We start from the raw sequence: 15,053 nt of genomic DNA on the forward strand, positions 1-15,053 counted from the left end.
ACCTACGGGAACACGCCCCGGACCGTGTCCACCGTCGTGCGCAGCACGTAGCCGTCCGGGGCGCCCGGGCCGGGGAACACCACGTCCGGTCCCAGGTACTCCCGTGCCAGCCGCTGGAGCAGCTCGGCGCCGCCGCCCTCGGTCAGCCTGGCCCGGCCCTCGATCACCAGGTGGTGTTGGAAACCGCTCGGCGCGATCGTGGGCAGCTCGACCGTGATCGAGACCCGCGGGTCGCGGGCCACGTTGCGCAACTTGCGGTAGCCGTCGGACAGGTGTGCGCACACCACCTCGCCGTCCTCGGCTCCCACCCAGACCACCGTGGAGTGCGGGCTGCCGTCCGGGTTCAGGGTCGTGATGTGGCCCAATTGCGGACCGGTCAGGAACGTGTCGACGATCTGCGCGGTCAGCTCAGGCATGGGCCCTCCCGGCTTTCTAGGACGACTGTCCTAATACGACATCCCGCGGTAGCCAGTCGTCAAGCATTTACAGGACGTTCGTCCTAATCTGTTCGAATGGCTCCCGGCACCCGAGACCGCATGATTGCCGCGGCCGCCCGCCTTTTCCAGCGCGACGGCTACGCGGCCACCGGTTGGCGCGACGTGGTCGAGGCCGGAAGCACACCCTGGGGCTCGGCGCACCACCACTTCCCCGGCGGCAAGGAGCAGTTGGGAGCTGAGGCGGTGGCACTCGGCTCGGCGCGGGTCCTGGCCGCGCTGGAGGAGTGTCTGGCCGTTGCGCCGGACGTCGCGGCCGCCGTCGAGCGCTGGTTCGCTCTCGCCGCAACGAACCTGAGGGACAGTCAGTTCGAGTGCGGGTGTCCGGTGGCGACCGTCGCCTTGGAGACCGCGACCAGCGCCCCGACCCTCGGTGCCGCCTGCGCCGACTCGTTCCGGTCCTGGCGGACGCGACTGCGTGCCGCGTTCGAGGACGCCGGGATCGCGACCGCGCAGGCCGACGAATTTGCCTGCCAGGTACTCGCGGCCCTGGAGGGCGGGCTGCTGCTGGCCCGAACTTGGCGGGAGGTCCGGCCGCTGGAGCTGGCCGCCGCAGGGGTGGCCGCCGCGATCCGGGCCGCACCCACGATCCAGGCCGCGCCCGGGCCCACGATCCAGGCTGCGCCCGCGCTCCAGCCACCCGTCCCGCTGTGGCGTCCGCTCGAGAGTGACCTGTAGGCACCCTCGGGCGGAGCCGGGTTGGTTCAGGGGCGTGGGGCTTTGCCGAGCAGGCTCAGGTCGAGGGTGGCGCCCATCCGTTCGGCGACTGCGGCCAACGACTTCATCGGCCGGATCATCACCTCGAAGTGGGCGATCAGCCCAGCGGCGTCGAACGCGATCATGTCGATGCCCTCGAGCTGCAGTTCACCGATCCGCGCGGAGAACTCCAGCACGACGTCGTGCCCGCCGGCGGTCGCGAAGCTGCGGAGGTAGGCGAAATCCTCGAAGTTGCGCACCGCAGTCGCCAGCACGTGCGCCACCGCGACCGGCCCCGGGTACGGCTTCCAGAATGCGGGTGAGGAGAACGTGACGTCCGGGTGCAGCAGTTCCGCGACGTCGGACAGGTCGCCGACCTCGACCATCGCGTGCCAGCGCGCCAGGGTCGCGGCAACCGGTCCGGGCAGGCCCGGCAGTGCGCTCACTCGTCCTCCAGCGGGTTCTACCCGAAGACCACCGTACGGTTCCCGTGCACCAGCACCCGGTCCTCCAGGTGCGCCCGCAGGCCGCGGGCCAGTACGACCTTCTCGATGTCGCGGCCCTTGCGGACCATGTCCGCCACCGTGTCGGAGTGGTCGACCCGGATCACGTCCTGCTCGATGATCGGCCCGGCGTCGAGATTCTCGGTGACGTAGTGGCAGGTCGCGCCGACCAGCTTGACCCCGCGGATGTGCGCCTGGTGGTACGGCTTCCCGCCGATGAAGCTCGGCAGGAAGCTGTGGTGGATGTTCAGCATCCGGCCGGCCCACGCCTCGCACAGGTCCGGTGGGACGATCTGCATGAACCGCGCCAGCACGACCGCATCCGGTTCCTCGACGTCGACGAGCTTGCGGACCTCGTCGAACGCCGCCCGGCGGCCCTGAGCACCGGGCGCGAACGGCACGTGGTGGAACGGGATGTCGTGCGCCCGGGTGATCGGTTCCAGGTCGTTGTGGTTGCCGATCACCGCACGGATGTCCATGTGCAGCTCGCGGCCCGCGTAGCGGCCGAGCAGGTCGTAGAGACAATGGCCTTCCTTCGAGACCAGCACGACGACCCGCCGCGGTTGGTCGGCATCGCGCACGCGCCAGGCTTCGCCGGCCCCGACCTCCGTGGCCACGGCGGCGAAGCGCTCCCGTAGCTCGTCGAGGCCCAGGCCTTCGGCGCGCACGACCTGGCGGGTGAAGAACCAGTTGGTCTCGGGATCGGCGTGGTAGCCGGCCTCGGTGATCGATGCGCCCGCCTCGGCGAGCAACGCGGCGATCCGGGCCACGATGCCGGTGCGGTCCGGGCAGCCCAGCGTGAGCACGTACTGCGAAGTCATCCCGGCAGTCTGCCCCAATTCCTGATCGGGCGAATGATCACTCCCCGGGCGGGGTACGACGCAGGACGACCCCGTCCAGGGTCAGTTCCAGGACAACATCCCCGGCGTCATCGACCAGTTCGGCCGCAACAACCACGATTGCCTCGCCGCGCTCCGGGCGCTGGGTCACCTCGGCGACGACGACCTTGCCGGTCAAAGTCGCCCCGGGCCGAACCGGACGACGCAGCTTCACCGTCAACCCCCGGCCCGCCTTCACCGCCGTCTTGCTCCACATCGCCTCGACGGCCAACCGTTGGTAGACCCCGACAGTCTGGATGCCGCTGGCGATGATCCCGCCCCACGGGCTGTCCGCGGCGGCCTTCGCGTCGACGTGGAAGTACTGCGGGTCCCACAGTTCCGCGAAGGCGATCATGTCCGCCTCGCTCAACGTCACCGACCCGAACTTGAACTCCATGCCGGGGTGGAAGTCCTCCCCGTGAAGCAGTTCGGGGCCGCTCCGCACGTTCGGCTCGCCCACGATTACCTCCTCGGTGAGCCACCCTACGGATACCGCATGCTGGTGGCATGAGTCCGGTCATCCGTCGCGCGGTGCCGACCGACGTCGCGGAACTGACGCGGTGTCAGACCGCTTGCTACCGCGAGGCGTTCGCCTCGGTGCTGCCCGCCGACTTCTATGCGGACAGCGCGCCGGAGCACCGCCGCCGGGCTACCTGGGTGGAGTTCCTGGACGCCGGCGGAACGGCCTGGATCGCCCTCGACGGCGCGGCGGCCGTCGGCTTCGCCACCTCCGGCCCCAGCCGCGGTGCCGATCCGCCGCTGCCGGTGGAGCTGATCATGCTTTACGTCCGAGCCACCCAGCACGGCACCGGACTGGCCGACCGACTGCTGACCGGGGCGATCGGGACGGGGCCCGCGATGCTGTGGTGCTGGGAGGGCAACAGCCGCGCCCAGGCGTATTACGCCAAGCATGGGTTCGTACCGGACGGCGGGCAGATGCTGACCCCGGAGTCCGTCCGGCTGCTGCGGTTCGTCCGGAGCTAGAGGTGGTGCAGGAAATGCAGCAATGCGAAGTTGACACGTTCCGGGTGGGTGAGGTTCGCGGCGTGCGCGGCGCCCTCGACGACGAATACCTCGCCCGCGCCGACCAGCCCGGCGGCCAAGGCCTGTGCGGCCGGCATCTCGATCGCTGAGTCCTCGTCGCCGTGGATCACCAGCGCCGGGCAGGTGATCTCGACCAGTCGGCCGGAGATGTCGTCGCGCTCGAGCAGGCAGCGTCCGGGCTCGACGATCAGCGCCGGGTCCGCCTGCTGCCAGCGGGCGATCCAGACCGCCTCTATCTCCGGATCGCCGATGATCAGCTGGGCCACCACCCCGGCCAGGCCCTCGCCCGGCCCGACCGTGGCCCAGGCCTCGAGCATGTCGCGGTAGGTCTCGGCCTGGGTCGGGTCCTCGGCCCCGGCCTGCGTGTCGATGAGGACCAGCCCGCGGATCCGCTCCGGAGCCAGCAGGGCCATCCGCAGCGAGAGGAACCCGCCCTGCGACATCCCGCCGACCACCGCGCTGTCGACCCCGAGGTGGTCCAGCAGCGCGAACGCGTCGCGGGCGGAATCCCAGTAGTCGAACGGCTTTCCGTCGAACTCGGTCGCGCCGAAACCCCGCTCGTCCCAGGTGATCACCCGGAACTCCGGGGCCAGCGCGGCGACCTGGGGGTCGAACATCGTGTGGTCCATCAGGAAGCCGTGCGAGAGCAGCACGACCGGCCCGGAGCCCCCGGAATCAGTCCAGTGCAGGCGTTGCCCGTTCAACAGTGCAAATTGATCGCCTGTCGCCATCGCTCGTTCCTCGCTCAGGCGGGTCGCTCGCTACGCCTGCGGTAGCAGTTCACTCCGGCCAGACGGGCGGACGCTTGTGCAGGAACGCGGCCATGCCCTCGCGGGCGCTCGGCGAGCTCGACATCGCGGCCATGACCTCGGTGGCGATGACGTAGCCGTCGTGCTCCGGCCGGTCGAGCTGAGCGTAGATCGTCTGCTTGCCGACGCCCTTGGCCCGCCGGCTGCCCCGGGTGGCGAGCGCGAGCAGCTCGTCGACGGCGTCGTCGAGGTTCGCGTCGGGGACGGCGTAGTTGATCAGGCCCCAGGCGGCGGCGGTCTGGGCGTCGATCGCCTCGCCGGTCAGGGCCAGCTCCATCAGACGCTTGCGGCCCACGCTGCGGCCGACGGCGACCGCGGGCGTGTGGCAGAACCAGCCGCCCTTGCCGCCCGGCAGGGCGAACGCGGCCGAGTTCGCGGCGATCGCCAGGTCGCAGGAGGCGACCAGCTGGCAGCCCGCCGCGGTGGCCAACCCGTGGACCCGGGCGATCACGACCTGGGGCACGGACTGGATCGTCGCCATCAGCGCGGTGCAGGTGCGCAGCATCTCGCGCACCCCGGCCTGGTCGCGGGTCGCGACGTCCTCGAAGTCGTGTCCGGAGCAGAAGACCGGGCCCGCCCCCGCGAGCACGATCCCGGTCGCGTCGGTCTCCCCGATCTCGACGAACGCGTGCCCCAACTCAACCAGAAGTTGGTTCGACAGGGCGTTGCGCCGGTCCGGACGGTTCATGGTCAGCCGGACCGTGTCGTCCTCACGTTTGATCGTCAGGTAGCCGTAACCGTCCATGCGCCAATGGTAGAGGCCGAGGTGGGCAACAGACGATGGCCGCCGGCCCCACTGAGCACAAAAAACGCGTCGCCCGGAGCGGCGGGCGCTCCGGGCGACGCTGAGCGGGTGGGCGCCTGACGTCCTCCGTCCCGGTGAGGGCGTCAGGGCGGCCGGAGCTTTCGCTGCCAACGGTCTCGCACCGACCCGCTACTGCACGGTAACCGGTGCGGTGGCAGGGTTTGTTCCTGGGCCAAATGTGATCTGACTCACACCTGTTCAGGGGTCAGTGGCGACGCGTCAAGCAGGCTCTCGGAGCGTAGCTCGGCCTCGTAGGCCGGGCCTCCGCCGCGCACCCCGAACAGGCGTTTGGCCACCACCAGGTAGCCGACCGCGGCCAGGTTGATCGCGAACGTCGCGGCCTTGGTCACGGTCGGGTGGTCGTGCAGCTCCCAGACCTCCAACGGCAGGAACGCGGCCGTCGCCACCACAGTCAGGTACTCACCCCACCGCTTGGCCAACCACAGCCCGACGCCCTCGACGCCCTCCAGCAAGCCGTAGGCCAGCAGGGCCACCGCGACCAGCACCAGCGTGCTGTGCTTCGCGTCCAGCGCCTTGGTGGTCTCGCGGACGATGACCGAGTTGTCGAGGTCGAAGCCCAGCCGACTGGCCAGCGGCCGCGCGCTGGGAAGCACGTCCTCGAACGACCGGCGCAACGACTGCTGCGCGCTGGCGAAGTGCTCGACCCCGTACGCCGCGATCACCAGTACCACCGCGCGGACCATGCGCTCGATCGCGAGCACCCGCAGCAGCGTCTGCTGCCTCAGGGCCTTGCCGCGCGGCGGGATCGGTGCCTCGGCCGCGGGTCCACTGGCGGCCGGCGGCCCGACCGCCCAGTCGCCGCACCGCAGGCATCGCCACGCCGCACCGTGCGCGGTCGACGCCTGCAGTCGCGCCGCCACCTCGACCTCGTGGGGCCGGTAGGTCAGGTGCCCTCGCCGCCCGCAGACCCGTCGTTCCCGGCTTCCCAGCCCCCGGCCCATCCCAGTCCCCTTCAGACCTGACGCCCGCTGCGTTCGGCCATCCCTGACGCGGGTGTCCCGGCCGCCCGGCCGCTCGCAGTTAGTGCAACGTTTCCGCAACGGGTCCCGATCTGCCGCCCGTGCCGTCCGGGAACCGATACCCGGCACGGGTAATTTTCCAGGCGAACGGCCAATCTGCCTCGCGATGAGGATCGAAGAGCCGTCGAGAACGGAACGGATCACGACAAACCGGGATCCTCCGTTGATCGGTGCGGTGCCACCGCACCCGCCTCGCTCACACCCAGGGACGAAACAGATGCGAATCATGCCCACCCGCTCCATCGTCGCAGGCTCCGTCGCGGCGGTCCTGATCGCTGGTCTCGCCGGCTGTGGCAGCAGCAACGACAACAGCAACCAGGCCTCGAGCCCCACCCAGCCCGACGCCGGCGCCTCCGCCGCCCCCGCGGCCAGCACCGCCCCGAGTGCCGCGGCCGATGCGGCGGCCGGCGACCCGTTCCTCGCCATTCGCACCGCCGCCCAGCACATGCCGGGCTCCGCCACCGTGCTGGCCGGCGGATTCGCCAAGGCCCTGAAGCTCTCCGGCGACGAGACGACCGACGCCGCGAAGCTGCGCGCCGCCCTCACGAACCTGTTCACCGAGCACGTCTACCTGGCCGGCATCGCTGTGGCGACCGCCTACACCAAGGGCGCGGACTCCGACGCCTTCAAGGCCGCCTCCACGCAGGTCGGCGCGAACGCCACCGATCTGGAGACCGCGGTCACCGGCCTGGTCGGCGACGCCAACGGCGCGAAGTTCAAGTCGGCTTTCGACGCGCACATCACCGACTTCGTGAACTACGCGGTGGCAGCCAAGAAGAAGGACGCCAAGGGGATGTCTGCGGCCGTCACCGCGCTGACCGCCTACGCGAAGGCCGTCGGCACCTTCTTCAACTCGGTCACCGGCGGCAAGCTGTCCGCCTCGGCCGTCCAGCAGGACACGATGACCCACATCCTGACCCTGAAGAAGGCCGTCGACGACCTGGCGGCAGGCAAGACCGCTGCCTACAACGACCTGAAGCTCGCCGCCGACCACATGGCGATGAGTGCGGATGTGATCTCCAAGGGCGTCGCGGCGGCCACGAAGAAGACCGGAAACGTCGACGACAAGGCCTCGACGCTGCAGTCGGAGCTGACCAGCAAGCTGATCGGCCACGTCTACCTCTCCGGTGTCGCGGTGTTCACCGCTTACACCGACCCCAAGGGCGCCAAGAGCGACGCGTTCGCCGCGGCCGCCAAGGCGGTCCAGACCAACTCGGACGAGATCACCGACATCGTCGGTGCCGCCGGGGCCACCGCCAAGAAGAACTTCAAGGCCTCCTGGGACGCACACGTCACCGACTTCGTGAACTACGCGGTCGCTGACGCCACCGGCGACTCCGCCGGCAAGTCCAAGGCGGCCGCCGCCCTGACCGCCTACACCCAGGCGGCGGGCACGTTCCTGGCGTCGATCACCGGCAACGCGCTTCCCGCCGCCGCGGTCACCAGTGACCTCGCCACCCACGTCTCCACCCTCGAGGCCGCGATCGACGCCTTCGCCAAGGCGCTGGTCTCCGGCAGCAGCTCGAGCAGCAGCGAAATGAGCGGCATGAGCAGCGCGAGCCCGAGCAGCGGCTCCGGCCAGTAGCCATCGGACCGCCGCAGCCCGCGGCGCCACCCGAGCAATCAGCAGCCTCGATCCCCGACCGGGGATCGAGGCTGCTGCCTTTTTCGGACATCGCGCGCCGAATCCAAGGTTCACGGGTCATATTCGAGGCTGCCGAGCCCGACGTAGCGCACCGACCCGACGTCGGAGCCGCTTCGCCAAATCACGGCAAGCAACGGCGCGTATCCGCCGCGTAGCCATTAGTCGGCCCCACAATCGGGGGGACGCCTGGGGAGAGGCGGTCCTGGAGGGGCGATGAGCGAGCTTGCGAGCGAATCAATGTCACAGTGCCCGCCACTGTCCGACTCGCGCGGGCGATCGATGGTGCGCCGATGAGCAGGTTCGACCGTTTGCGCCGTCGGGTGCCAGGGCTGTCCGGGCCGACCGGTCGACGTCGCGGTGACCAGGCCGGGTCCCCGGACCGGTGGTTCCGCCCGGCGGGCAGCCCGAGCGGTGTCGGGGTGCCGCCGCCGCCGATGCCGCGGGTCAAGCGCAAGCGATACGGCCTGCGGGCCGCGTGGGCACTGATCGGCATCGTCGGTCTGGCGATGACGCTGGCGTTCCTGGCCTACTCCCGGGTGAGCATCCCGGACGCGAACGCGAGCGTGCTGCTGCAGACCTCCCGGGTCTACTACTCCGACGGCAAGACCGAGATCGGTCGGTTCGGGCAGACCAACCGCAGCATCGTGCCGTTGGCCGACATGCCCGAGCAGCTGCGCAACGCGGTGCTCGCCGCCGAGAACCGGACGTTCTACTCCGACTCCGGGGTCTCGCCGTCGGGGATCATGCGGGCGCTGTGGGTGAACCTGCACGGCGGCTCGACCCAGGGCGGCTCGACGATCACCCAGCAGTACGTGAAGAACTACTACCTGAACTCCCAGCGCACCCTGGACCGCAAGATCAAGGAAGCGCTGCTGTCGATCAAGATCGACAAGACGCTGTCCAAGGACCAGATCCTCGAGAACTACCTCAACACCATCTACCTCGGCCGGGGGGCCTACGGGGTGCAGGCGGCCGCGCAGGCCTACTTCCACACCGATGTGAACAAGCTGACGGTGGCTCAGGACGCCGTGCTGGCTTCGGTGATCCGCTCCCCGACGCTGTACGACCCCTCGACCGCGTCCGGCCTGGCGGCATTGAAGACGCGCTGGGGCTACGTGCTCGACGGCATGGTCACCACCAAGGCAGTGAGCCCGACCGACCGCGCCGCGCTGGTCTTCCCGACGTTCCCGGGCCAGCCGACCAACACCTCGCGCTACGGCGGTCAGGTCGGCTACATCCTCAACACGGTCGAGAAGGAACTTCTGGACCGCGGTCTGACGAAGGATCAGATCGAGAGCGGCGGCTACCAGATCGTCACCACGCTGGACGTGCAGGCGCAGAAGGCGGCCGAGCAGACGGTGCCCAAGCAGTTCCCGAAGACCAAGAACGCGGGCCTGCGGGTAGGTCTGGTCTCCGTCCAGCCGAAGACCGGCCGGATCCTGGCGATGTATGGCGGCAAGGACTTCCTGGGCACCGACAAGTACGCCCAGGTGAACACCGCCACCACGCCCATCCAGCCGGGCTCCGGGATGAAACCGTTCGCGCTGGCCGCGGCGCTGGAGAACGGCGACACCCTGCAGAGCACCTACGACGGCAACTCCCCGCTCCCACTGCCGAAGAACCAGTCGATCCGCAACGAGTTCAACAAGTCGTACGGCCCGGCGGTCAGCCTGATGACCGGGCTCGAGCAGTCGATCAACACCGTGTTCGTCGACATGACCCAGCACATCGGCCCGGCGGCCGTGCACGACGCGATGGCCCGGGCGGGCATCCCGCGCGATGCCGCTGGCCTCTACGACTACCCGCTGATCTCGCTCGGTGTCGCGTCAATCCCGGCCACCGAGGTCGCCGACGCCTACGCGACCCTCTGCGGCGACGGCATCCACGCCCAGCAGCACATCGTCGAGTACGTGAACGGGCCGAACAGCGGCCGGCTGCCGATCACCAAGACCGAGGTCGACTCCTCCCCCGCATTCGGAGCACCGGTGCTGTCCGATGTGCTGCGCGCGATGGAGAACGTCGTCACCAACGGCACCGGCCAGAACGCCAAGGCGCTGGGCCGCCCGGTGGCCGGCAAGACCGGCACCCACCAGGATCTGACCGCCTGGTTCAACGGCTGCACGCCGCAGATGGCCACCTCAGTCGTGTATTTCAAGGGCGACGGGACCGAGTCGCTGAACGGAGCCGGCGGCATGGCGACGTTCTTCGGAGCGGAGTACCCGACCAAGACTTGGACCGCCTTCATGCGCGGCGCGCTGGCCGGCAAGCCGGTACTGGACTTCAACATCGGACCGGGCGTGGGCGCCACCCCCGCGACCCCGGACCCGACCGACGCGCCGACGCCGACCGCGGCCCCCACGGCCGGCGCCACCCCGGCCCCCGGGATCGGGCTCCAGTTCCCGCCGTTCCCGGGCAGCACCGGGCAGCCGCCGACGAGCGCCCCCACCCCGGTGGCCACGCCGGTGTCGACCCCGCCGCCGCCGGCGCCCGGCGACGGGCATGGCCACCAGCCACCCGCGACCCCGCCGGCAACCGTCGCCCCGGCCCAGACCCCGCCGGCGCGCAACCCGCAGACCGTGCACGAGCATGCGGTCGAACAAGGCGGGCGCGAGACGTTCGACTCCGGACCGGGCCCGGGCGACGGCTGAGGACCCAGCCCCACCCCACCCCACCCCACCCCTGGCCCCAACCCACCACCCCTGGCCTCAACCCACCACCCACGGGCAGAGTTGCCACGCCTGAGGCGACCGCCGGGGCGAAAGTCGTCACACCACTTGCAACTCTTCCCGCCAGTGGTTTTTGGTGGCGGGCTGAACGGGTCAGGTGGCGGGCGGGGGGCGGTCCGGCGGGGGGCGGTCCGGCGGGGGGCGGTCCGGCGGGGGCGGTCCGGCGGCTAGGCGGCGGGCAGTCCGGTGGCGTTCCACAGTTCGATGGCGGGTCGGTCGTGCTCGGCGCCCAGGACGCAGACCCGGGCCGGGCCCAGGATCAGGGCCGAGCCGAACGCAACCGGCTCGCCCAGCCAGCGGGCCCCGAGGACGCGGGAGACGTGGCCGTGCGCGACCAGGGCGACGTCGCCGGCCGCGAGCGCTCCGGACAGGTCGGCCAGCAGCGAGTCGACCCGAGCACCGATCTGCTCGGGGGTCTCGCCCTGCGGGGCGCCGTCGCGCCACAGCGACCAGGGCGGTAGGCCGGCGGCGGCGCGTTCAACGTTGACCTCGGTGGTGGTCCGCCCCTCGAGCGAGCCGTAGTCCCACTCAGCCAGCCGCTCGTCGATGTCGGTGATGTGCAGGCCGGCCAACTCCGCGGTGCGCCGCGCCCGGATCCGCGGACTGGCCAGGACGGTGGCGGGCCGCCACTCCCCAAGCCCGACCCGGAGCGCTCGGGCGGCGGCCTCGCCGGCGGCCGTCAGCTCGAGATCGGTGCGCCCGGTGTGCCGGCCGAGCCGACTCCACTCGGTCTCGCCGTGCCGGATCAGGACCAGTCGACCGCGCGCTTCACCCACGGCCACATCATCGCCCGAGCATGGTTCTGACGATCGGTCAGGCGTGGTTCGCCAGCCAGTCGCACCACCGGTCGAGCCCCACGCCGGTGCGCGCGCTGATCTCGAGTGTCGCGGCACCGGGCCGCACGCGCTCCAGGTTCGCCCGGAATGCCGCGAGGTCGACGTCGAGGTGCGGCAGCAGGTCGACCTTGTTGATCAGGATGAGGTCGGCGGCCCGGAACATCACCGGGTACTTCAGTGGCTTCTCCTCGCCTTCGGTGACCGACCAGATCATCACCCGTGCATGGGCCCCTACGTCGAACTCCGCCGGACAGACCAGGTTGCCCACGTTCTCGACCAGCACCAGGTCCAGCGACTCCAACGACAGCCGGGTCAGCGCCCGGCGAACCATCGGGGCGTCCAGATGGCACTCGCCGCCGAAGCCGTTGCCCGTGTTGACCAGTTCGACCACCGCACCCAGCCCGCGCAGCCGATCCGCGTCCAGGCTGGTCTCGATGTCGCCCTCGATGACGGCGATCGCAAGCCGGTCCGCCAGCCGCAGCAGGGTCTCCCGCAAGAGGGTCGTCTTGCCCGAACCGGGCGAGGACATGAGGTTGACCGCGTAGGTGCCGGCCGCCGCCAAGTCGTCGCGGTTGGCCGCCGCAACCCGGTCGTTCTCGTCGAAGATGCGGTCGAGCACCAGGACGCGCTCACGCTCGGTCGCGTACCCGGACAGGTCACCGTGGCTGTGGCCGTCGCCGTGGCTGTGGTCGTGGCCGTGGTCATCTCCGTGCCCGTGGCCGTGCCCGTGGCGCGACTCGTCGTCGTGGCGGTGGAATCGGCCCATCCTCAGCACCCCGCGATCGGGTTCACGCAGGAACCAGATCCAGTGCGGTGACCAGGAATTCCTCGCCGGCGACGACGGACACGTCAAGTGCGCCACAGGTCACGCAGGCGAATGCGATCTGTTCGCCCATCCCGCAGGAGCTCCCGCAAGATCCGCACTCGAGGACCGCGGCGACTCGCTCGACGTCCAGCGTGCAGCCCTCGAGCGACGTCTCCGCGGTGACCATCGACCAGCAGAAATGCAGCGAGTCGGGAACGACCTGTCGCAGTTCGCCGATCCGCAGGTGGATCACCTCCACCCGGCGGTCGCCGGCGCGGCGTCGGGCCACGTCGACGATCGCGCCGCACAGGGAAAGCTCATGCATGGCGGGTCCGTGGCCGGGCGCGAGACTCCTCCGCCGTGGCGCCACGATCGGTGAACCGGCGCAGGCTCGCCCGCTGGTTCGCAGTCAGCTGGGTCAGCGCAGGTCGGTCGCCGTCCTCCGGATCGGCGTCGGAGCGCCAGACCCCGTGGTACCAGCCGCCGGCCGCGTCGCCCCCGGCCCGGGGCACCCCCGACACACCCGGGCGCGACCCGTCATCCGGGACCCATTGCGCTGGGTGGGAAGTCAGGCCCAGGAGGTAAGTGACCGAGCAGTCGAGCGCGACCGCGAGCTCCGGGACTCGCCCGACGTCAATCCCCTGGCCGTGCTCCATCGCCGACAACGTCCGGTTTGTCGTGGACACCCCCAGGGCGGCCAACCGATCGACGACGTCCTGCTGAGTGAGCCCCAACTGATGGCGGCGCTCCGCGATCTGGAGCGCGCAGACCCAATGGCGAGCCCGGTTCGACTCGTGCAGCGACTGCGACATCGGACGACCCTTCGAACGCCGGGGCAACTCGTTCGAGAGCGCGCCGGGGGCCTGGGCGCGAGACGCTCTGCAACCAGTCTCCCCGCGTGATCACGAGCAGTCAACGATTGGCCGGGGCAGTCCGTCGCTCGGTCACTGGTCGGACAGGCGCACCTCGACCTCGATCTCGACCTCATCGGCCAGCCGCAGAGCGCCCAGCATCGCCTTGTACGGCTTGATGCCCAGATCGCTCTGCCGGATCCGCCCGGTGGCGAGGTACCCGCCCGCGGTGGACTCGACGACCCGCAGCGTCAGCGGGGCGGTGCGGCCGGCCACCGTCAGGTCGCCGTCGAGCAACCAGGAGCCGGACCGCAGCGCCGTGGACCGGAACTCGATCGTCGGGTGGCGTTCGGCGTCGAGCACCTTCAGCGCGCTCTTGGTGATGTCGGCGCGGTCGGCGGCGGACAGCTCACTCACCCCGCCGGTGCCGGAGAGCACCGTCAGCGACGCGACCTCCACGGCAGCCTCGACCGACACGTCCTGCTGACCGCCGGGCCCGATCTCCACCGACCCCGACCACTGTTGGAAACCGATCAACAGATCGTGCCCGACGCGCGCGGCGACGCCCTCACGCCCAGTGCGGACACGCACCGCGCCGTTGTGCGGGCCCAACTTGCGCACGCCCTGCGAGAGCTCCATGAGGCTCACGTTAGCGCGTCCGACCGAGTGGCGCAGTCGGGCATTTACGGAATCCCGGAGTCCGTGAGTACCCGAGATCGCATTCGACGAACTCCCGGATTTCAGCCGAAAATCCCTTATGCACAAAGGCTTTTCGAGCTATTGCCAATATCGACGGCGGGCGTAGAGTGCGAGCCGTCCCGACACATTTCCCGCTATCGACGTCGCGGGCGTCGAGGAGGTACCGAGGCGATGAGCACGGCGACCGACGAAGGTGTCGTACACATTCTCTGGATGAACGGTGGTCTCGGTTGCGACGGTGACTCCGTCGCCCTGACGGCCGCCACCCAGCCGAGCATCGAGGAGATCGCCCTCGGCGCTCTGCCCGGACTTCCCAAGGTGGCGGTCCATTGGCCCTTGATCGACTTCGAGTGCGGGCCGGAGACCGGCGCCGACACCTTCATCGAGTGGTGGCACAAGGCCGACCGCGGCGAGTTGGAACCGTTCGTGTTGGTCGTCGAGGGATCGATCCCGAACGAGGAATTGAACAAGGACAACGGCGGCTACTTCTGCGGGTTCGGCAACGACCCGGAGACCGGCGAGGTCCGGACCACGAACGAGTGGCTGGACCGGCTGTCGTCGAAGGCGACCGCGGTGATCGCGGTTGGCACCTGCGCCACGTACGGCGGCATCCACGCGATGGCGGGGAACCCGACCGGCGCAATGGGGGTGCCGGACTATCTGGGTTGGGACTGGAAGTCGAAGGCCGGGCTCCCGATCGTCTGCGTCCCGGGATGTCCGATCCACCCGGACAACCTCTCCGAGACCCTCGTCTACCTGCTCTACCAGGTGGCCGGTCAGGCCCCGATGATCCCGCTCGACAAGGAACTGCGACCTCGGTGGCTCTTCGAGGCCACCGTGCACGAGGGCTGCGACCGCGCCGGCTACTACGAACAGGGCGACTTCGCCACCGAGTACGGCTCCCCCAAGTGCATTGTGAAGCTCGGTTGTTGGGGTCCGGTCGTGAACTGCAACGTCCCCAAACGGGGGTGGATCAACGGGATCGGTGGCTGCCCGAACGTCGGTGGAATCTGCATCGGTTGCACGATGCCCGGCTTCCCGGACAAGTTCATGCCGTTCATGGACGAGCCACCGGGCGGCAAGGTGTCGACGACCGCGTCGATGGCCTACGGGACGGTGATCCGGACGCTGCGGAAGTTCACCATGGACACCTTGAACAAGGAACCGTCGTGGCGAACCCGCGGCCCCGCTCTCAAGTCCGGATACAAGGGACGGTGACCCG

Annotated in this window: 17 protein-coding genes; 5 read left to right on the forward strand and 12 right to left on the reverse strand. The window is 70.0% G+C overall.

The features are described from left to right. Positions 1-2: 2 nt before the first annotated feature. Complete coding sequence (locus VHU88_17645) at positions 3-416, reverse strand: TIGR03618 family F420-dependent PPOX class oxidoreductase (protein ID HEX3613517.1); 414 nt, start codon at positions 414-416, stop codon at positions 3-5. 96 nt (positions 417-512) lie between these two features. Here VHU88_17645 and VHU88_17650 point away from each other — a divergent pair, with 96 nt between their 5' ends. Then, positions 513-1,172, forward strand: a complete 660-nt coding sequence (locus VHU88_17650) for a helix-turn-helix domain-containing protein (protein HEX3613518.1) — start codon at positions 513-515, stop codon at positions 1,170-1,172. Positions 1,173-1,198: 26 nt separating this feature from the next. Here the strand turns inward: VHU88_17650 and VHU88_17655 are convergent, their stop codons facing one another. Genes VHU88_17655 through VHU88_17665 form a run of 3 tightly spaced genes read right to left on the reverse strand, consistent with a single transcriptional unit; the run spans position 1,199 to position 3,031 of the window. Beyond that, positions 1,199-1,636 (reverse strand): nuclear transport factor 2 family protein, encoded by a 438-nt coding sequence (locus VHU88_17655; protein ID HEX3613519.1) that lies wholly within the window; start codon positions 1,634-1,636, stop codon positions 1,199-1,201. 17 nt (positions 1,637-1,653) lie between these two features. Then, positions 1,654-2,514 carry a formyltetrahydrofolate deformylase gene (purU, locus tag VHU88_17660; GenBank protein ID HEX3613520.1) on the reverse strand — a complete coding sequence of 287 codons (861 nt, stop codon included), beginning with the start codon at positions 2,512-2,514 and terminating at the stop codon, positions 1,654-1,656. Positions 2,515-2,551: 37 nt separating this feature from the next. Next, on the reverse strand, positions 2,552-3,031 hold the full coding sequence (locus tag VHU88_17665; GenBank protein ID HEX3613521.1) for a MaoC/PaaZ C-terminal domain-containing protein: 480 nt from the start codon (positions 3,029-3,031) through the stop codon (positions 2,552-2,554). A gap of 47 nt (positions 3,032-3,078) precedes the next feature. Between VHU88_17665 and VHU88_17670 the strand changes: the two genes are divergently transcribed. After that, the gene (locus VHU88_17670; protein HEX3613522.1) at positions 3,079-3,555 is read left to right on the forward strand and encodes a GNAT family N-acetyltransferase; all 477 of its coding nucleotides are present in this window, start codon (positions 3,079-3,081) and stop codon (positions 3,553-3,555) included. Here VHU88_17670 and VHU88_17675 read toward each other — a convergent pair. The 3 genes from VHU88_17675 to VHU88_17685 form a co-directional block, all read right to left on the reverse strand. Beyond that, positions 3,552-4,346, reverse strand: a complete 795-nt coding sequence (locus VHU88_17675; protein ID HEX3613523.1) for an alpha/beta hydrolase — start codon at positions 4,344-4,346, stop codon at positions 3,552-3,554. The two genes, VHU88_17670 and VHU88_17675, sit on opposite strands and share 4 nt — an antisense overlap. 49 nt (positions 4,347-4,395) lie before the next feature. Further along, a complete protein-coding gene (locus VHU88_17680) occupies positions 4,396-5,169 on the reverse strand; it encodes an enoyl-CoA hydratase-related protein (GenBank protein ID HEX3613524.1) in 774 nt (257 codons plus the stop codon). 248 nt (positions 5,170-5,417) lie between these two features. After that, positions 5,418-6,191, reverse strand: a complete 774-nt coding sequence (locus VHU88_17685; GenBank protein ID HEX3613525.1) for a DUF2127 domain-containing protein — start codon at positions 6,189-6,191, stop codon at positions 5,418-5,420. 304 nt (positions 6,192-6,495) lie between these two features. Between VHU88_17685 and VHU88_17690 the strand changes: the two genes are divergently transcribed. Beyond that, positions 6,496-7,854, forward strand: a complete 1,359-nt coding sequence (locus tag VHU88_17690) for a hypothetical protein (GenBank protein ID HEX3613526.1) — start codon at positions 6,496-6,498, stop codon at positions 7,852-7,854. Between the two features lie 350 nt (positions 7,855-8,204). Further along, complete coding sequence (locus VHU88_17695; GenBank protein ID HEX3613527.1) at positions 8,205-10,562, forward strand: transglycosylase domain-containing protein; 2,358 nt, start codon at positions 8,205-8,207, stop codon at positions 10,560-10,562. 245 nt (positions 10,563-10,807) lie between these two features. Here VHU88_17695 and VHU88_17700 read toward each other — a convergent pair whose 3' ends face one another. The 5 genes from VHU88_17700 to VHU88_17720 form a co-directional block, all read right to left on the reverse strand. Then, complete coding sequence (locus VHU88_17700) at positions 10,808-11,416, reverse strand: histidine phosphatase family protein (protein HEX3613528.1); 609 nt, start codon at positions 11,414-11,416, stop codon at positions 10,808-10,810. A gap of 37 nt (positions 11,417-11,453) precedes the next feature. Beyond that, the gene (hypB, locus tag VHU88_17705) at positions 11,454-12,242 is read right to left on the reverse strand and encodes a hydrogenase nickel incorporation protein HypB (protein HEX3613529.1); all 789 of its coding nucleotides are present in this window, start codon (positions 12,240-12,242) and stop codon (positions 11,454-11,456) included. A gap of 22 nt (positions 12,243-12,264) precedes the next feature. Next, the gene (locus VHU88_17710; protein HEX3613530.1) at positions 12,265-12,606 is read right to left on the reverse strand and encodes a hydrogenase maturation nickel metallochaperone HypA; all 342 of its coding nucleotides are present in this window, start codon (positions 12,604-12,606) and stop codon (positions 12,265-12,267) included. Next, positions 12,599-13,093, reverse strand: coding sequence for a helix-turn-helix transcriptional regulator (locus VHU88_17715; protein HEX3613531.1), 495 nt, complete (start codon positions 13,091-13,093; stop codon positions 12,599-12,601). The genes VHU88_17710 and VHU88_17715 overlap by 8 nt, the downstream gene beginning before the upstream one ends. A gap of 132 nt (positions 13,094-13,225) precedes the next feature. Beyond that, the gene (locus tag VHU88_17720; GenBank protein ID HEX3613532.1) at positions 13,226-13,771 is read right to left on the reverse strand and encodes a YceI family protein; all 546 of its coding nucleotides are present in this window, start codon (positions 13,769-13,771) and stop codon (positions 13,226-13,228) included. 231 nt (positions 13,772-14,002) lie between these two features. Between VHU88_17720 and VHU88_17725 the strand changes: the two genes are divergently transcribed. Further along, complete coding sequence (locus VHU88_17725; protein ID HEX3613533.1) at positions 14,003-15,049, forward strand: hypothetical protein; 1,047 nt, start codon at positions 14,003-14,005, stop codon at positions 15,047-15,049. Positions 15,050-15,053: the final 4 nt, after the last annotated feature.

The organism is Sporichthyaceae bacterium, from assembly GCA_036269075.1.
Classification (GTDB): Bacteria; Actinomycetota; Actinomycetes; order Sporichthyales; family Sporichthyaceae; genus DASQPJ01.